General features: G+C 69.5%; 16 protein-coding genes. 8 read left to right on the top strand and 8 right to left on the bottom strand.

Features of this window, described 5'->3' with window-relative positions; genetic code table 11:
• Positions 1-2: 2 nt before the first annotated feature.
• The gene (locus AB0B82_RS11900; RefSeq protein ID WP_360165542.1) at positions 3-614 is read right to left on the bottom strand and encodes a pentapeptide repeat-containing protein; all 612 of its coding nucleotides are present in this window, start codon (positions 612-614) and stop codon (positions 3-5) included.
• A gap of 115 nt (positions 615-729) precedes the next feature.
• Here AB0B82_RS11900 and AB0B82_RS11895 point away from each other — a divergent pair, with 115 nt between their 5' ends.
• Both AB0B82_RS11895 and AB0B82_RS11890 read left to right on the top strand, forming a co-directional pair.
• Entirely contained in the window at positions 730-1,647 is a 918-nt protein-coding gene (locus AB0B82_RS11895; protein ID WP_360165539.1) for an NAD-dependent epimerase/dehydratase family protein, read from the top strand.
• The gene (locus AB0B82_RS11890; RefSeq protein ID WP_360165536.1) at positions 1,625-2,380 is read left to right on the top strand and encodes a protein phosphatase 2C domain-containing protein; all 756 of its coding nucleotides are present in this window, start codon (positions 1,625-1,627) and stop codon (positions 2,378-2,380) included. Before AB0B82_RS11895 ends, AB0B82_RS11890 begins: the two co-directional genes overlap by 23 nt.
• Here AB0B82_RS11890 and AB0B82_RS11885 read toward each other — a convergent pair.
• The 4 genes from AB0B82_RS11885 to AB0B82_RS11870 are packed head-to-tail and all read right to left on the bottom strand — an operon-like array spanning position 2,368 to position 5,579.
• Positions 2,368-3,159, bottom strand: coding sequence for a DUF4328 domain-containing protein (locus AB0B82_RS11885; RefSeq protein ID WP_360165533.1), 792 nt, complete (start codon positions 3,157-3,159; stop codon positions 2,368-2,370). The genes AB0B82_RS11890 and AB0B82_RS11885 overlap by 13 nt on opposite strands.
• A gap of 3 nt (positions 3,160-3,162) precedes the next feature.
• Entirely contained in the window at positions 3,163-3,372 is a 210-nt protein-coding gene (locus tag AB0B82_RS11880; RefSeq protein WP_360165530.1) for a hypothetical protein, read from the bottom strand.
• Between the two features lie 57 nt (positions 3,373-3,429).
• Positions 3,430-4,962 carry a glycerol-3-phosphate dehydrogenase/oxidase gene (locus AB0B82_RS11875; RefSeq protein WP_360165527.1) on the bottom strand — a complete coding sequence of 511 codons (1,533 nt, stop codon included), beginning with the start codon at positions 4,960-4,962 and terminating at the stop codon, positions 3,430-3,432.
• Positions 4,959-5,579, bottom strand: coding sequence for a helix-turn-helix domain-containing protein (locus AB0B82_RS11870; RefSeq protein WP_360165524.1), 621 nt, complete (start codon positions 5,577-5,579; stop codon positions 4,959-4,961). The genes AB0B82_RS11875 and AB0B82_RS11870 overlap by 4 nt, the downstream gene beginning before the upstream one ends.
• Before the next feature lie 118 nt (positions 5,580-5,697).
• Here AB0B82_RS11870 and AB0B82_RS11865 point away from each other — a divergent pair, with 118 nt between their 5' ends.
• The 3 genes from AB0B82_RS11865 (at position 5,698) to AB0B82_RS11855 (ending at position 10,293) form a co-directional block, all read left to right on the top strand.
• Complete coding sequence (locus AB0B82_RS11865) at positions 5,698-7,287, top strand: FAD-binding oxidoreductase (protein WP_360165521.1); 1,590 nt, start codon at positions 5,698-5,700, stop codon at positions 7,285-7,287.
• 1,282 nt (positions 7,288-8,569) lie between these two features.
• Positions 8,570-9,289 (top strand): SDR family oxidoreductase, encoded by a 720-nt coding sequence (locus AB0B82_RS11860; protein ID WP_360165518.1) that lies wholly within the window; start codon positions 8,570-8,572, stop codon positions 9,287-9,289.
• Entirely contained in the window at positions 9,286-10,293 is a 1,008-nt protein-coding gene (locus tag AB0B82_RS11855) for an S-adenosylmethionine:tRNA ribosyltransferase-isomerase (RefSeq protein WP_360165515.1), read from the top strand. The genes AB0B82_RS11860 and AB0B82_RS11855 overlap by 4 nt, the downstream gene beginning before the upstream one ends.
• A 22-nt stretch (positions 10,294-10,315) precedes the next feature.
• Here the strand turns inward: AB0B82_RS11855 and AB0B82_RS11850 are convergent, their stop codons facing one another.
• Positions 10,316-10,681 carry a metalloregulator ArsR/SmtB family transcription factor gene (locus tag AB0B82_RS11850; protein ID WP_360165512.1) on the bottom strand — a complete coding sequence of 122 codons (366 nt, stop codon included), beginning with the start codon at positions 10,679-10,681 and terminating at the stop codon, positions 10,316-10,318.
• Between the two features lie 76 nt (positions 10,682-10,757).
• On the opposite strand from AB0B82_RS11850, the gene AB0B82_RS11845 reads away from it, so the two are divergent.
• From AB0B82_RS11845 to AB0B82_RS11835, 3 genes are all read left to right on the top strand, one after another.
• Positions 10,758-12,167 carry an NAD(P)-binding domain-containing protein gene (locus tag AB0B82_RS11845; RefSeq protein WP_360165509.1) on the top strand — a complete coding sequence of 470 codons (1,410 nt, stop codon included), beginning with the start codon at positions 10,758-10,760 and terminating at the stop codon, positions 12,165-12,167.
• A complete protein-coding gene (locus AB0B82_RS11840) occupies positions 12,167-13,384 on the top strand; it encodes an MFS transporter (RefSeq protein WP_360165506.1) in 1,218 nt (405 codons plus the stop codon). The genes AB0B82_RS11845 and AB0B82_RS11840 overlap by 1 nt, the downstream gene beginning before the upstream one ends.
• A 135-nt stretch (positions 13,385-13,519) precedes the next feature.
• Positions 13,520-13,672, top strand: a complete 153-nt coding sequence (locus AB0B82_RS11835) for a hypothetical protein (protein WP_360165503.1) — start codon at positions 13,520-13,522, stop codon at positions 13,670-13,672.
• 13 nt (positions 13,673-13,685) lie between these two features.
• Here AB0B82_RS11835 and AB0B82_RS11830 read toward each other — a convergent pair whose 3' ends face one another.
• Both AB0B82_RS11830 and AB0B82_RS11825 read right to left on the bottom strand, forming a co-directional pair.
• Positions 13,686-14,432: a rhomboid family intramembrane serine protease gene (locus tag AB0B82_RS11830; RefSeq protein ID WP_360165500.1), complete on the bottom strand. Its 747-nt coding sequence runs from the start codon at positions 14,430-14,432 to the stop codon at positions 13,686-13,688.
• A 58-nt stretch (positions 14,433-14,490) separates the two neighbouring features.
• Positions 14,491-15,021, bottom strand: a complete 531-nt coding sequence (locus AB0B82_RS11825; protein ID WP_360165763.1) for a peptidylprolyl isomerase — start codon at positions 15,019-15,021, stop codon at positions 14,491-14,493.
• Positions 15,022-15,742 lie beyond the last annotated feature (721 nt).

Genomic DNA, 15,742 nt, shown 5'->3' with positions numbered 1-15,742 from the left:
GCTCAGGGGCGGACGTCAAGGCCCAGGGCGGCGGCGACGACCATCGCCTGGGTGACGTCGATCCTGGCGTCGCGGAGCGTGACGGTCAGCGGGTCGAGGGTCGACAGGTCGGAGCCACGGAGATCGGCACCGGTGAAGTCGGCCCGTTGCAGCGTCGCGCCGGACAGATCAAGGTCGCGGAGGACGGTTTTCGGCGCACGGACGCCGGTCAGGTCGGCCTCGCGCAACCGCACTCCGGTGAACTCGGCACCTTTGAGATCCGCACCGGGCAGACCGGTGAACGACCAGTCGCCGCCGGACACCTTCATCAGGCTGTATGTGCAGTCGTCGAAGAAGCTGCCGACGAACTTGCACCGCACGAAGCTCGCGTCGAACAGCGAGCACCGCACGAACGTGCAGTTCACGAACGCGGCGTCGGTGTGGGTCGAGGCGTTGAACCGCACCCCACGGAACGTGCACTCTTCGAACACCCCGCCGCGGTTGTCCACCTCGGTCAGGTCGGAGTCCACGAACAGCACCCGTCGGTACGTCTCGCCGGACGGATCCGCGTCGTCCCAGTCCCGGATCGTCGACTCGGTCGGCGTCGCGGCACGCCCTTGCGCTCGATCGGCCATACGCCCTCCTCGGTGCGGTGAGTGACTCAGACTGCCACGCCGTACCGACACAGTTGTGATGCTGACGCAGGACAACGGAAGGCGGACCGACAAATACGGGCCGCACGATGGAGGGGTGACCGGAACCGAGCGGGTGATGGTGTTCGGCGCGGGAGGTTTCCTCGGCGCCAGGATCTGCGCGCTGCTCGCCGACCGGGGGATCGAGTACCGCGGGTTGAGCCGCACCCGGAGCGAGCCGTACCGGCGCTGCGACCTGGCCGCGATGCATCCGTACGCGCTCGACACCCAGATCGAGCTGTACAAGCCGACTGTGATCGTCAACGCGGTCGGTGCCACGTTCGGTGCGCCGGCCGAGCTCGTCCGCGCGAACGTGATCGCGGTCGAGGCGCTGCTCGCCGCGGTCCGGGACCACGCCGGGCACGCGCGGTTCGTCCAGCTCGGCTCCGCCGCGGAGTACGGCGGTGGACCGCACGGCACCAGCCTGACCGAGGAGACCGCGCCGCGACCGGTTGGTCCGTACGGGCTGACCAAGCTCGCCGGGTCCGAGCTCGTGCTCCGCGCGCAACGGGCGGGCGCCGACGCCGTGGTCCTCCGGGTGTTCGACGTAATCGGACCGGGCGCGCCGCACAGTACGTTGACCGGCCGGGTGATCCGGGACCTGCGATCACGACAGTTGATCGAAGTCGGCTCGCTCGATGTCTGGCGCGACTTCGTCGATGTCCGCGACGTCGCCGAGGCGGTCCTCGCGGTCGCGCTCGCGGACCGCAGGCTGCCGCCGGTGCTGAACGTCGGGACCGGTCGGGCAACGCTCGCGCGGGACGTCGCGGGGCAGCTCTTCGAGCTCAGCGGTCAGCCGGCGACCATCGTCGACGACACCGGCCAGGAGAACGCGCTCGGCGCGCCCTGGCAGCAGGCCGACACCACGCTGATCGGCGGCGAGCTCGGCTGGTCCCCGAAGATCGGCCTCGACCAGTCGCTCGCCGACAACTGGGCTGAGCCAGACTGGTCGCGTGGAGATCCGATCGCTCACTGAGGCCGCGCCGGATCGGCGACCCCCTGCCGGCAATGAGGACCTGGTCCTGACCGGCCCGGATTTCGCCGTGGTGCTGGACGGAGCGACCGCTCCGCCGGGCGTCGAGTCCGGCTGCCGGCACGACGTCGCCTGGCTGGTGACCCAGCTCGCGATGCAGCTCGCGACTCCGCTGCTGGCCCGGTCGTCCGCGCCGCTGGCGGATCTGCTGGCCGAGGCGATCGCCACGGTTCGGAGGGTCCATACCGACACCTGCGACCTCGACAACCCCGACAGCCCCTCCTCGACGGTGTCGATGGTTCGCCTCCGCCCGGACCGGGTGGAGCACCTGGTCCTGGCCGACTCTCCCATCGTCATCCGCTCCCCTGGCGGGAAGGTGACCGTCCACAGCGACGACCGGATCGACCTCCTTCCGGAGCGGACCCTCGAGGCCGTACGGCGGTTGCGCAACCAGCCGGGTGGTTTCTGGGTGGCGAGTACCGCGCCCGCGGCGGCGTACCAAGCTGTCACCGGCAGCACGGATCGCGCCGACGTCAACGCGGTGGCGATCCTCTCCGACGGCGCGTCGCGCTTCGTCGAACGCTACGGGCACTCGTGGGAGGAGTTGCTCGACGTACTCACCACCGACGGCCCGCGACGGCTGATCGACCTGGTGCGGGACCACGACGCCGCGGACACCGCCCCGAACTGGAAGCGGTACGACGACGCGAGCGTCGTACTGCTTCAGGGACCGTAGGTGGGGAAGCCCGGCCCGCGGTGCTGCGAGCGCGGGACGTACTGCGGCGGCTGATTCGGCGGTACGACGTCACGCACCGGCGCCGGCGGTTCGAACCGTTCGCGCTGCCATTGCCCGACTTGAAGGATCAGCAACGACACCGCGATCGTCGCGATGACCAGGAGGACCGTTGCGACCGTGAACCCGATGTCGAAGGCCAGCGCGAGGCGGACCATGAAGTCCTGCAGGTCGTAGAAGTCGACCGACGAGGTGCCCCCGGACTCCTCGGCCAGGTTCACCAGCCGGACGATCCAGACGATCGTGCCGACCAGCGCCGTCGTACCGCCGCCGACGATGATCAGCCAGAAGCCGCACCAGGACACCCACCACGTGGCGAGCAGGGCGCGGACACCGCCGGAGCGCGCGATGCCGGGGCGGGTCGGGGGCTCACTGGCGCGGGCGACATCCGTGACGATTTGCAGCGGGTACCAGAACTGGACGATCGGGCAGAACCACGAACCGATCACCCACCCCGGGGACCGGCGGTGGGCGCCTTGCGGACGCTGCCCGGGGTGCATGCCCGGCTGCGGAGCGAACGGCGCGTACAGGACGTCGACGTTGTCGCGGGCACGCCACAGCCAGATCAGGAACGCGATCGCGGTGCCGATCAGCAGGTAGCCGATCAGGTTGAGGAACGGCCCACTGCCGGCGATCGCCGCGAAGCCCCGCTCGATCTCCTCGTCGGAGAGCAGCCCGTACACGAACCGCTTGACCTCGTCGTACGACCGCCAGAGCAGCACGTTCTAGATGCCGAACCCGAGCGTGGTGAGGCCCATCAGCACGATGCTGACGATCCCGAGCGCCCGCAACGGCCGGTACTGCGGCGCGACCGCCATCGGCATCGGCTGGTACGAGCCGTGCTGGTACGGGCCCGCCTGGTACTGGCCCTGGTACGGCCCTTGGTACGGGCCCTGCTGCGGCGCCTGGTACGGCCCCGGATACGGCTGCGTCACCTGCTACCTCCCCGCAGCCAAGTTAACCCCACGACCGGAGCACGCCCCGGATCGGCGTCAGACCGACGCGAAGGCCTCGCGGACGGCGGGCAGTGCGAGCTCCCGGTCCGCCGCCGACAGCCCGATGCGCGTCCGTCGGTCCAGCACGTCGTCGACGGTCAGGGCTCCTTCGTGGCGCACCGCGAACAGCACCTCGGCGTACGTCGTCCGCAACCCCGGCGCGATCGGATCCTGCAGTTCGGGCGGACCTGTGATCACCTGCGGGGCCTCCACGCCGTACCGCTGGACGTACCGCGCCGGCGCGCGCACCGCGGCCAGGTGGACGCGATCGGCCGCGCCGACCAGCGGAATCCGGTGCGTCTGGCAGGTCCGCCGCACCTCGAGCGTGGACTGGGCGAGCGCGGCGTCGAGGGCGTCCTGCGCCATCCGGCGGTAGGTCGTGAGCTTGCCGCCGACGATCGTCACGACGCCGTCCGGACTGGTGATGACCGCGTGCCGCCGGGAGATGTCCGCGGTCTTGTCCTCGCCCTTGGAGTGTCCGGTGTCGAGCAGCGGTCGCAGGCCGGCGTACGTCCCGAGCAGGTCGGCGCGGGTCACCGGCTGCTGCACCGCCGCGCTGATCGTGTCGAGCAGGAAGTCGATCTCCGTGTCGGTCGCCTGCGGTACGTCGCTCACCGGACCCGGCGCCTCCTCGTCGGTGAGCCCGACGTACACCCGGTCGTCCGGCGCCGGGATCGCCATCACCACCCGGCGCAGCTCTCCGGGCACCGGCACCGTGAGGACGGCGGACAGTCCGCCGAACACCGACTGCGGCAGCACCAGATGGGTGCCCCGGCTCGGGCGGAGTTTGATGCCCGAGGCAACCTGATCCGCCCAGATGCCGGTCGCGTTGATGACGATCTTCGCGTCCACCGACCGACGCTCCCCGGTCAGTTGGTCGACCAGCACCGCACCTCGGCCGGTCACCTCCGTCGCCGCGACCCGGGTCAGGATGCGGGCGCCGTACTGCGCTGCGGTCCGGGCGATCGCGACGACCAGGCGCGCGTCGTCGTACAACTGTCCGTCCCAGGTCAGGAAGCCGCCGCGCAGGCCGTCCGGACGGAGCGTGGGCGCATACCGCAGCACCTCGGCGGAGCTGACCCGGCGTGAGTGCGGGAGGTAGTCGTCGCTGGTTCGCGCGAACGTGCGCAGGACGTCGCCGCCGAGGAACGCCGAGCGCAGCAGCGCCGCCTGCACGAACCTTGCCTGTGGCAACCACGGCGCAACCTGCGGCACCGGGTGCACGAGATGCGGGGCGGTGGTCTTCATCAGGATGCCGCGCTCGACGGCGCTCTCGTAGGCGATCCCGACATGGCCGGACGCGAGATACCGCAGGCCGCCGTGCACGAGCTTCGAACTCCACCGGCTGGTGCCGAACGCCAGGTCGTGCTTCTCCACCAGGGCAACGGTCAGTCCGCGGGCGGCCGCGTCCAGCGCCACGCCGGCGCCGGTCACCCCACCACCGACGACGAGCACGTCGACCGAGCGCAGCGTGTCTAGCTCCCGCGCCCGCCGCGCCGCGTTCAGACTCGCGTCGCCCACCCGGATCATGGCGTGAGATACCTCGTCAGCATCACCCGCAGCTCATCGTCGAGCTTCGGGTACTCGTCCTTCTCGGCCAGCACCGGACCGGTCACCGCGGATGCCAGCGAGACCAGGATGATCTGCCGCGCCAGCCACACCGGATCGCCGGCCCGGATCGACCCGTCGGCCTGCCCCTGACGAATCCCTTCCTCGACCAGCGCGAGATGCGCGACCGTGCTGCTGCCGCGGCGCTCCAGCAGGTACGGCGTGAGAAACTCGGGGTCGAGTTCGATGATCTTGCGCATCAACGGGTGCACGCGGGTCTTCGCGACCACCTCGACCACACCTTCGACGAGGCGGGAGCGGCCGTCCGCGGCGTCGGGCTGGAACGCGGACACCAGCGCGATCGTCCACTCGCGGGTCATCAGCGCGGCGACCACGGCCTGCACGTTCGGCCAGCGCCGGTACAGCGTCGCGCGGGACACCTCGGCGTGCCGGGCGATGTCGGCCATCGTCATCCGGCGCATCCCGATCGCGAGCAGCAGCTCGTACGCCGCGTCCAGGATCCGCTCCTCGCCGATCGCGTTGGCGGGTGTCGGGCGGCTGCTGGCCTCTTGCTCGGATTCGCTGCTACGCTGAGACATCACGCGGCAAAGTGTATCAGCGACTTTGGCGTCCCGGAACTGTCCAGGGGAGGTGGGAGCCAGGGGGTTCCACCTCCCCTGGACGCTACCTCGCGCGGCAGCCGAAAGGGAGTCAGCGATGACCGAATCCGACCTCTCGGTGGTGCAACTCACGCCCGGCCGCTGGGGCGATCCCGCTCACCCGGTCGATCTCCCCCAGGCCGCGATCGATGCGCTCCAGCATCTCGGCGTACGGCGTCGCTCGTCGGCATCCACTACGGACGGAGTGGACGGAGTGCCCGCCGGGGCGGACCGGGTCGAACTGACGGCCGGCCAGCTCGCGTTCCTGACCGGTGTCGTCGGTGACGAGTACGTCGCCGTCGACGCGGAGACGCGATGGGCGCACACGCGTGGGTACTCGACGACGGATCTGCTCCGGTTCCGGGCCGGCGACACCACAGACCTGCCGGCCGCGGTCGTCTTCCCGGCCTCTCATGACGAAGTGCAGGACCTGCTGAGCGGTTGCGCCGACCATGACCTCGCCGTCGTGCCGTACTCCGGCGGCACCTCTGTCGTCGGCGGACTCGCGCCGGCGCGGCGGTTCATCACCGTGGACCTTCGACGGCTGGACCAACTGGTTGCGGTGGACGAGGTGTCCCGGACGGCCACGCTGCAGGCCGGTGTCCGTGGTCCGGCAGCCGAAGCGCTGCTCGCGAAACGCGGGTACACGCTCGGGCATTTTCCCCAGTCCTACGAAGGTGCGTCGATCGGCGGGTACGCCGCCGCGCGCTCGAGCGGACAGTCCTCCGCCGGGTACGGGCGATTCGACCAGATGGTGGTCGGGCTGACCTTGGCCACGCCGCGCGGGACGCTCGAACTCGGCCGGGCGCCGATGTCCGCCGCCGGTCCGGATCTGCGGCAGCTTGTGCTCGGCTCCGAAGGTGCGTTCGGGATCATCACGTCGGTCGTGGTCCGGATCCGCCCGCGCCCTACCGAGCGGCATTTCGAGGGCTGGCAGTTCGAGAACTTCGACGCCGGGCTGACCGCCGTACGGCGACTCGCGCAGGACGGCCCGCTGCCCACGGTGCTCCGGCTGTCGGACGAGGTCGAGACCGCAGTGAATCTCGCCGACCCGGACGTCCTCGGCGGCGGATCCGGTGGCGTGCTCGCGATCATCGGCTTCGACGGTCCGTACAACCAGGCGACCGCCGCCCTGCTGACCGAGGCCGGCGGGCAGAACCTCGGTGCAGGGCCCGGTGAAACGTGGCGCCTCGGGCGATACCGGGCGCCGTACCTGCGCGATCCGTTGCTCGACGAGGGTGCACTCGTCGAGACGCTCGAAACGGCTGCCTTCTGGTCGCGCATCCCGGAGTTGAAGAGCGCAGTCACGTCCGCGCTGACCGAGGCGCTGAGTGCGACGCCGCCGTTGGTGCTGTGCCATGTGTCGCACGTGTACGAAACCGGTGCGTCGCTGTACTTCACCGTGATCTGCGCTCAGGCCGACGACCCGGTCGAGCAGTGGCGTACGGCGAAACGCGCGGCCAACCAGGCGATCGCGGACGCGGGCGGCACGATCACTCATCACCACGGCGTCGGCACCGACCACCGCGACGCCTACGTCGCCGAAATCGGCCCACTCGCCGTCGAGGCCCTCCAGGCCGTCAAACAAACCCTCGACCCCGTGGGCGTGCTGAACCCCGGGATCCTGCTCCCCCCGGTCAATGACTGACCCTCCACAGAAATCACCTGCCGTCCCGCGTGACTCCTGCGCCAACGGATAACCCCGCGTGTTGGGGGTTCTTCGTCGGTATGAGAGCAGAGAACCCCTAACTGGCGGGGTTATCCGTTCGTATGGGTTGGCTGTGGTTGGCTGCGCCGGTCGTGGTGCGGGCTGAAGTCGGGGGGCTTGAACAGGTTGTGGTGGGTGTGGAGTGGTTATTGGGGTCCGCTGACTGGTGTGTGGGTTGGCCTCTGCCCGAGGGGAGATGGTCGTGGGCCGGCGGGGTGAGGGATGGCCGGGGCGATGAGAGCGCGCGGGCGATAGTGGCGTGGGTGATGGTGGCGTCGGGGTGATCGGGGCGTGGGGTGATGGCGGCGTCGGGGCGTGGGGTGATGGTGCGTCGGGGCGTCGGGGTGATGGTGGCGTCGGGGTGATGGTGGCGTGGGGGTGGTGGAGCCGCATCTATGGAGGGTTTTCCCCCGTATGGCGGGCAAAAGCCTCCAGTGTCGTGCGGAAAACTCTCCTAGATGATTGACGCACGGCATGGTCTGGATTCGGTGGTCGTGGTGATGGAGCCGGGGACGCTCGGGTGGGTGGCGTGGGTGGCGTGTGTCAGGTCGACAGGACGTGTCCCGTGCCAGGGGCCACAGCTGAGCGTGAACCAGACACCGAACACACCCGCCCCGCACCACACTAACTGTCGAGCGTGCACACCTTCGGGCCGCGCATCAATCAGCTAGGAGAGTTTTCGCCGGTCAGCAGTGCAGGCGGTGCAGGGTTGGTGAGGACCCGGCGAACTGCGGCGGCCGGGGTCGACCGGGTCGGCCGGGGTTGGTCGGGGTTGGTCGGGAGGCTGGCGTGGCCGGGGGGAGCTCGGGGCGGGGCGAGGACGACCACGTGCCGCTCGGGGTCTCCTGGATGACCCCGGCCGTCGTGCGCGCTCGTGCGGGCCAACACGGTGGGTCAACCTCTCGTGTTGGGGGTTCTGTGCTGGTGTACGAGCGGAGATCCCCTAACAGGCGCGGACATCCCCCTCGCATGGAGCTACCCGACCGACCCGAAACAGTGACGGCGGCCATCGCCGCACGCCACACCTGCCCACCCGACATCTGTCACGTGAGCCGGCTATTGCTTGTGCAAGGTCCCGGGACGGTTCAGTATGCAAGGTCCCGGGTGGGTGTGCGAGGTCCCAGGTGGGCGTGCACGGTCTCAGGCGGTTGTGCGAGGCCGAGGCCACACCGCCACCGGTGCGCTTGACTTAAAGTTGACTTGAGGTACGACGGTGGATTGCATGACTCCTGAACCGTCCGATCGTCCTGTAGCTCTGATCACCGGCGCCTCCGCCGGACTCGGCCTCGCGCTGGCACACGGGTTGGCCGAGCGCGGCTGGGCACTGGTCGTCGACGCCCGTGGTGCCGAGGCGCTGAAGGATGCCGCCGACGCACTGGCCGTCCACACCGACGTCGTACCGCTCGCCGGCGACGTCACCGACCCCGATCATCGCGCCGATCTCGTCGACGCGATCACCGAGCTCGGCCGGCTCGATCTGCTCGTCAACAACGCGAGTTATCTCGGACAGAGCCCGTTACAACCGTTCGCCACCACCGATCTGGACGAGTTGCACCGCGTGTACGAGGTCGACGTCCTCGCGCCGATCGCCTTGACCCAGGCGCTGCTGCCCGCGCTCACCGCCTCGTCCGGAGTGGTCGTCAACATCAGCTCGGATGCGGCCGTCGAGGCGTACGAGACGTGGGGCGGGTACGGCTCCGCGAAGGCCGCGCTCGACCATGCGACCCGGATCCTCGGCGCGGAGCATCCGGCGCTCGGTGTGTACGCGGTCGACCCGGGGGACCTGCGGACGGCGATGCATCAGGCCGCGTTCCCCGACGAGGACATCTCCGACCGGCCGGAGCCCGTGACGGTCGTCCCGGCGTTCCTGAACCTGCTGGACCGTCGACCGCCGAGCGGCAGGTACCGGGCCGCGGAGTTCGCGCCGGCGGTGACGTCGTGACGGTCCATCCGCACACGCGATTCGAGTTGCCGGAGGCACTGAACGCCGGCGAACCACCCGAAGCCCGTGGTGTCTCACGGGACCAGGTGAAGTTGCTGGTCGCGGAGGGGTCGACCATCACGCACACCAGGTTCGACCGGATCGGCGATCACCTGCGGGCCGGTGATCTCCTGCTGGTCAACACGTCGCGCACGATGCCTGCGGCCGTCGACGGTCCGAAGTACGCAGTGCACTTCTCGGCGGCGCTCGACGACGGTACCTGGGTGGTCGAGTTGCGCCGCGACGGTGGTCCGATGTTCGACGGTTCGGTCGGCGAGCGGGTCGACGTACCGGAAGGTGCGGTGACGTTGCTCGCGCCGTACCAGAGTGGGTCGAACCGGCTGTGGATCGCCAAGCCGCCGACGGACGACGTGCTCGGGTATCTGCAGCGGAACGGGCGGCCGATCACCTACAACTACGTCGGTCAGCGGTGGCCGCTGGCGACGTACCAGACCGTGTTCGCGCGGGATATCGGTAGTGCGGAGATGCCGAGTGCGGCCCGGCCGTTCAGCTTCGAGTTGGTCAGTCAACTGGCCGCGCGGGGCGTACTGATCGCGCCGATCCTGTTGCACTGCGGTGTTTCGTCGCTGGAGAGCTACGAGGCGCCGCCGGCCGAGCGGTACGACGTACCCGCGCACACTGCACGCCTCGTGAGCTGGGTGCGAGCGAACGGCGGCCGGGTGATCGCTGTCGGTACTACTGCCGTCCGCGCGATCGAGTCGGTCGTCGATGGTGATGGTGTGGTGAGTCCATCGCGTGGGTGGACGGAGCTGGTGCTGAGTCCGGAGCGACCGCCGCGGGTTGTGGACGGTTTGATCACCGGCTGGCACGCGCCGGAGGCCTCGCATCTCCTGCTGCTGGAATCGGTCGCCGGCCCCGGCCAGGTGCAGGCCGCGTACGACGCCGCCGTCACGAACAACTACCTCTGGCACGAATTCGGCGACAGTTGCCTGCTCCTCCGCTGAGCGTGTTGACGAGGCGTGGCCGTCAGTTGGTCCGGGTGGGTTCGGGGACGGCGAGCAGGCTGGTGATCCAGCGCAGCCGCTCCGGCACCGGCCAGTAGTAGACCCAGGTCCCGCGGCGCTCGCAATCGACAAGGCCGGCCTCGCGCAGGACCTTCAGGTGGTGCGAGATGGTCGGGCCGCTGACGTCGAACTGCGGCGTCAGGTCGCACACGCAGATCTCGTCGCCGGCCGAGGTGATGATCGACAGCAGCCGGAGCCGGATCGGGTCGGCCAGCGCCTTGAACACGGCGGCACCCTCGACCGCGCCGGCCGGGTCGAGCGCGGCGGCGGAGATCGGCGTGCAGCAGGGGCCGTTGACCGGGGTGAGGACCAGATCCTGCTTCGACATATATCTATCTTGACTCCTGTCTAATCACGAGGCAAGCTGGGGGCTGTTTCGATGATCTTCTAGACAGGGAGCTGGGATGGAAAGCGAGCAGGCGGTGCGGCCAGGGACCCCGGTAGTGGTGATCGGCGCGGGCCCGATCGGTTTGGCGGCGGCCGCGCACCTCGGGGACCGCGCGCTGGACTTCGTCGTACTGGAGTCGGGTCCCAGTGTCGCGGCCGCGATCGAGGAATGGCGGCACGTGAAGCTGTTCAGCCCGTGGCGCTACGACATCGACGCGGCCGCGCGGCGGTTGCTCGAACAGACGGGTTGGACCGCGCCGGACCTCGGGACGCTGCCCACCGGCGGCGACCTGATCGACGACTACCTCGAGCCGCTGACCAAGACGCCGCAGCTGAACGACCGGATCCGCTACAACGCCGAGGTCGTCGCTGTCACCCGGGTCGGGTTCGACCGGATCCGCACCGCCGGCCGCGAGGCCGCGCCGTTCCTGATCCGGCTGGCCGACGGCACCGAGCTGCTCGGCTCCGCGGTGATCGACGCGGCCGGCACCTGGCGTCGGCCGAACGTCCTCGGCGGCTCGGGCATCCCCGCCCGCGGCGAGACCGAGGTGGCCGCAGACATCGCGCACGCACTGCCCGACGTGCTGGGTGCGGACCGCGACCGTTACGCGGGACGCCGTACGGCGGTGGTCGGCGCCGGCCACTCCGCGGCGACGACCCTGCTCGACCTCGGCGAGTTGGCGGCGCAGGTGCCGGGCACGGAGATCGTGTGGGTGGTCCGCGGCACCGACCAGGCCCGGACGTACGGCGGTGGCGAGGCCGACGAACTGCCGGCGCGTGGCGCGCTCGGTGCGCGGTTGAAGAAGCTGGTGCAATCCGGCCGGGTCGAGCTGGTCAGCTCGTTCCGGATCGAGGCGATCAGCCGTACCGACGACGGCCGGATCGAGCTCACGTCCGGTGAGCGCAGCGTGGTGGCCGACACGGTGGTCAACTCGACCGGGTTCCGGCCCGACCTCGACATGGTGTCCGAGCTGCGCCTCGACCTGGACCCGATCCTCGGCTCCACCCGCGCGCTGGCGCCGCTGATCGACCCGAACCAGCACTCGTGTGGAACGGTTCCGCCGCACGGCGTCGACGAACTCACCCACCCGGAGCCCGGGTACTACGCGATCGGCGCGAAGTCCTACGGCAGGGCGCCGACCTTCCTGCTGGCGACCGGGTACGAGCAGGCCCGCTCGGTGGTCGCGGCCCTGGCAGGTGACTGGGAGGCGGCCCGTGACGTCCAGCTCGATCTGCCTGAGACCGGTGTCTGTTCGTCCAACCTCGCCTACGGCGGCGAGCAGTCCGAGACCGCCGGCGGCTGCTGCGGTCCCGCGCCGCAAGCGGTCTCAGCACCGGCCGGTCGCGGCCTCGCCACCGGCATCAGCGGTGGACTGCTGACTGTGATCGAGGACAAGCCGACGACTCAGTCGAGCTGCTGCAACTGATGACCTCCACCGCCACCGCGACCGGTCGCGCATCTGACCCGACTGGTCGTGGTGGCTCGCGACGTGAGGTCGTCGCCGCGCTCGCGGTCACGACAACCGTCAGCTACGGCGTGCTCTATTACGCGTTCAGCGCGTTGCTCGAGCCGATGCGCCTCGAGCTGCGGATCTCTGCGACGGCGGCGACCGGAGCGCTCACGCTCGCGTCGTTGATCAGCGCGGTCCTGGCGATACCGGTCGGCCGAGTGCTCGATGCGCGCGGCGGGCACGGCGTAATGAGCGGCGGGTCCGTCATCGCCGCGATCGCCGTACTGGCCTGGTCGCAGGTCCACGACGTCGTCCAGTTGTACGCCGTGTTCGTTGCCATCGGCATCGCATCGGCGATGGTGCTGTACCCGCCGGCGTTCGCGGTCGTCGTCGCCGTCACCACGCCGCGACGGCGGACCGGTGCGCTGCTCGGCATCACGCTGGTGGCCGGGTTCGCGAGTTCGATCTTCATCCCGCTCACCGGGCAGCTCATCCACAGCTACGGATGGCGCCGAAGTCTTGTCGTGCTGGCTGTGATCATCGCGGTGGTCACCGTGCCACTGCACACCTTTGCGCTCCGCCGTACCCGGCCGGGCGTCGCCGTGGTCAAGTCTCAGGCCGCCGGCTCGCCGGCAGAGGTGCTGCGCGACTTCGGGTTCTGGCTGCTCGCTGTCGCCTTCGTCCTCCACACCGGAGCGCTGGCGGTCATCGGTGTCCACCTGGTCACGTACCTCACCAAGCTCGGCCATTCACCCACCACCGCCGCCACTCTGGCCGGACTGCTCGGCCTGCTGTCGGTCACCGGCCGGATCCTTGTCACGGTTCTGCGGCGATGGTTGCCGATGGCCACTGCCACCGCCGTCATCGTCACCGCGCAAGGCGCCGCCCTCGGTCTCCTGCCGCTCGCCGGGCGATCGACGTCCGGCGCGGCCGCCTGCCTGATCGCGTTCGGGCTCGGGTTCGGCGTCGCGTCGATCGCCAAGCCGGCGATCCTGCTGGACCGGTACGGCGACCGCGGGTACGCCACCATCGCGGGCATTCTCGGCACGCCCACCACCATCGCCGGCGCCACCGCACCTTTGGCCGCCGCGGCGCTGGCCACCGCCGTCGGGTACACCCCCCTCGTCCTGAGCGCCGCGACCGCCTGTGTGATCGCCGGCATCGGCCTGGCAGCAACGCATGTTTACCGCTGACTGTTCAAAGCCGAACTAATCGGCCTAGGCCACAAATTCTGCTCGATTGCGTAAAACCTGATGACAGCCCGGGCGAGGTCCTCGTCTAATCAGGTGACGTCCCGACGGGGGACCACACTTGGTAAGGACATCCACATGAGCCCACGCGCAGTGGACAAACGCGCCCGGCCGGGGAACGAGCAGCACGCCACCCGGCCTCCGGCCCCGGAGCACCCGAGCCCGGTCGTCGCCCTCCAGACCACGAACCCGATCTCCGCCAAGAAGCAACAGCAGGCGAAGGCGTCCTGAGGTCGCGCGGCCGTCAGGCGTTCTGGCGGTTGCGGCGGTTGGGTTTGGCCATCTGAACGTAGATCCAGCCGATGGCGGCACCGACGACGAAGCCACCGAGGTGGCCCTGCCACGACACGTTGGGGATGGCGAAGGACAGGAATGCGGTCACGGCGACGTACACCAGGATCCAGGTGACGTCGAGGCCGCGCGCTCGGCTGATCACCAGCAGGGCGCCGACCAGGCCGAGGACCGCGCCGGACGCGCCGAGGGTGGCGCCGCCAGGGGCGGAGAGGAACCAGACCGCGACACTGCCACCGAGCGCGGACAGGCAGTAGAGGATGACGAACCGGAGCCGGCCGAGCATCTGTTCCAGGGGCGGACCGAGCTGCCAGAGCATGAACAGGTTCGAGAAAATGTGGAAGAACTGCACGTGGGTGAAGGCCGACGTAATCAGTCGCCACGGCTCGGACTCGACGAGCACCGGCACCATCACCAGGTCGCCGAGGAGTTGCGGGCTACCGGCGCGAACCAGGATGAACACCAAGACGTTCAGGGCCAGCAGTGTGTAGGTGACGATCTGCTGGCTGCCGGCGCGCTGGATGCCGCCGAGCGACGTACGGGTGCGCGGCACCGACCGGACGCCCTCGGTGAAGCAGTTCGGGCACTGGAAGCCGACGGCGGCGCTGTTCATGCAGTCCGGGCAGATCGGCCGGTCGCAGCGCTGACAGCGCACCCCGGCGGGCCGATCCGGGTGCCGGTAGCAGACGGTCTCGGTCACGCGGGTTGCGTCCTCCCCTGGATGTGCAGGGCCGGCGGCGAACCGGCCCCGCGGAAACTCAGGCGTTCTTGCGCTCGACGACGACCTTGTTGATGACGATCGGCTCGAGCGGCCGGTCGCCCGGCGCGGTCTTCGCGGTCGCGATCGAATCCACGACCTTGCGCGACTCGTCGTCGACGACCTCACCGAAGATCGTGTGCTTGCGGTTCAGGTGCGGGGTCGGGACCACGGTCACGAAGAACTGCGAACCGTTGGTGCCGCGCCCGAACTGGATCCCGGCGTTCGCCATGGCCAGCAGGTACGGACGGTCGAACTGGAGCTCCGGGTGGATCTCGTCGTCGAACTGGTACCCGGGGGTGCCGGTGCCGGTCCCGAGCGGGCAGCCGCCCTGGATCATGAAGCCGTCGATCACGCGGTGGAAGCCCAGGCCGTCGTAGAACGGACGGGTGACCTGCTCCCCGGTCTGCGGGTCGGTCCACTCCTTGGTGCCCTCGGCCAGGCCGACGAAGTTGCTCACCGTCTTCGGCGCGTGGTTCGGGAACAACCTGATGACGACGTCGCCCTTGCTCGTCTGCAGGGTCGCGTACAACTCTTCGGCCACGGGGGTCACTCCTAGTCGGATTACAGCGGCGTACGCCCTCGATCCTGTCATGTCGCTTCAAGCGCACGCCCACCAACCCACCGCGGCGGGCCGGTCAACCCACCACCACACCCGGCCGCCCCGCACCACGGCACGACGACCGACGCGACGACCGACGCGACGACCGACACCACGACCGGCGCGGCCAACCTCGTAGGAGCCGATATCCGCATGAGTTGGGGTTCTTCGCTGGTGTGCCAGCGAAGAACCCTCAACGCGCGGGGTTATCCACTCGTACGCCGTGCCGCGGTCGAAGGGAGTCCTTTGGGTTTCCGCCGTGCGGTGGGTTCACCCACGGTGTTGTGGGTTCCGCACCCTTCAGACCGGTCAGGAACCCACAACACGATGGGTGAACCCACCGCGCGGGAACGCGCGCGGCCGTCCAGCCCGCGCGCAGGCTCGATCACCCGGCCCGGACCCACCCACGGATCGATCACAAGAACCGGATATCCGCTCATCTGGAGGGTTCCCCCTGAGATGGAGCGTTGCCCCGTGAGATAGAGGGTTGCCCACTGAGATAGAGGGTTGCCCACTGAGTTGGAGGGTTGCCCACTGAAAATTCGAGGGGGCAACCCCAATGCCGCTTAGTTAGTGGGTACGGTTTGGTGTCAAGCGGTGTGTCGGTGAACGTGAAGCAGCGGGACTCCCGGTAGGAAGCGCTTGTCCTGGC

The organism is Kribbella sp. NPDC048915, from assembly GCF_040649595.1.
Taxonomy (GTDB): Bacteria; Actinomycetota; Actinomycetes; order Propionibacteriales; family Kribbellaceae; genus Kribbella.
This window is presented reverse-complemented; position numbering and strand designations above follow the sequence as displayed.